This window comes from Marinospirillum sp., from assembly GCF_014859565.1.
Window position 1 is genome coordinate 1 of the sequence record NZ_JACUUA010000431.1, and the last position, 1,555, is coordinate 1,555.

The window sequence follows — 1,555 nt, forward strand, 5'->3', positions numbered from 1 at the left end:
GCGCGACCTGTAACTCCGTGTCACCATCGGCACTGGTAAAAATCTGAACTTGTTGTGTGGTCATGCCTCCCCCTCCAGCTCAAAATCAGCGACTGAAAGCTCACCGGAAAGGAGTTTGGGGAGAAGGGTGTCTCTTAAAGCAGTTAGAGACTTTGTTTCACTGCCATGGCTCTTTGCTAGCTTTAAATAAGGGGTCGCTATACGATCAAATGCTTCGATAAGTGCTTTCGGATAGATTATCCAGGGAAGCTCCGCCAAGGCTTTAGCATTTGCACGTTGTCGCCCACTTGTACCAGTCATTGATTGGATGGCATGTTGACGAAATTTGCTATCTCGAGCGATGAAGTAAGAAATTGACTCAGGGTATAGCTTTTCTGACCTCATCACGATGTACTCAGTTGATCCCCAGCCGACTTGATCGCTAACCAAGAAATCAACATAGGCTGTTTTCCCGTTTTCAAGACAAGGCGTAATTCTCGCCAACAGAGTGTCTCCGTTAACGAACTTAGTTCCACTATTCATTTCCCGTAGAACCACGTCATCAGCTAAATGGCCAGAAGTGGGGACATTTTTCATATCAAGGTAAGGCGCAAGGGTGCCTTTTTTGAGCGACCTGTTCGGGTTGAATCGAATTATCTTGGAAAGGTGATCAACAATCCACCCCTCCGGTATTTCCCCTAACTCGCTATCCTGCATGGCGGCTGGAAACAAGGCGGCGGTTTTGAACAGCTCGCTAAACTGCTCTGGCTGCTGGTCGGCCATCTGGTTCAGGGCTGCTTCCGTTTGCCCTGAGATCACCTGCATAGCGGCCAGATTCATCCAGGTTTCCAGATCAGGCAAGGACTCTGCCTCACCCTCTGCCTGCAACGCCTGCCAGCTTTCCTTGGCAGCCATTTTGGCTTTGACCGGCTCAAAATCCACAAACCAGCTTTTGAAAATTGCTTGCGCCATCTGTTCGAGGGTTTGGTTGATCTGGTGGTTGAGTTGGATTTTGTCGTCAAATGCTTTGAGTACTTTCCCAGCTCGCTTTCTTGTAGTAGCGTCAGGTATTTGTAGTTCAAAGTCGGCAAGGGATTGCCAAGAAACGCGCTGACGACCGGATGTACCTTCCATTCGCGCCTGAGCATAGATCCTGAAATCAGGTAATCTAGCCAGATAGTAGATATAGTCCTCGTCCACCTCCGGATTTCGGGGCGACATTACGATAAACTCAGTTGATCCATGACCTACAGCATCACCTTTCAGGCCAGCCACTTTAGCTGTCTTTCCATTCTCTAAGCACGGAGTTATACGAGCAAAAAGAGTGTCCCCATTGGTAAACTTAGCTCCACCACCTCTATATTCACGATCATAGATATTAGCAATATCTCGGCTTGATTCCGGTAGGGCAGCCATTTCTATAAAAGGTGCTAAACTTCCCTTTTTTAGAGGCCGCCTCGGGTTGAACTCTACCAACTCCGATAGCCTTGCTTTATTCATACCCCCAACCCCCAAGATTTCGCTTAATCTCAGTCTCCAGCCGGTTACTCTCAGCAAATTGCTCCCGCAGCTGCTT

At 48.4% G+C, this 1,555-nt stretch carries 1 protein-coding gene; it reads right to left on the bottom strand.

Features of this window, described 5'->3' with window-relative positions; genetic code table 11:
• Nucleotides 1-60: 60 nt before the first annotated feature.
• A partial coding sequence (locus IBX50_RS20520) for a restriction endonuclease subunit S (protein ID WP_292258278.1) occupies nucleotides 61-1,555 on the bottom strand: 1,495 nt, incomplete at its 5' end.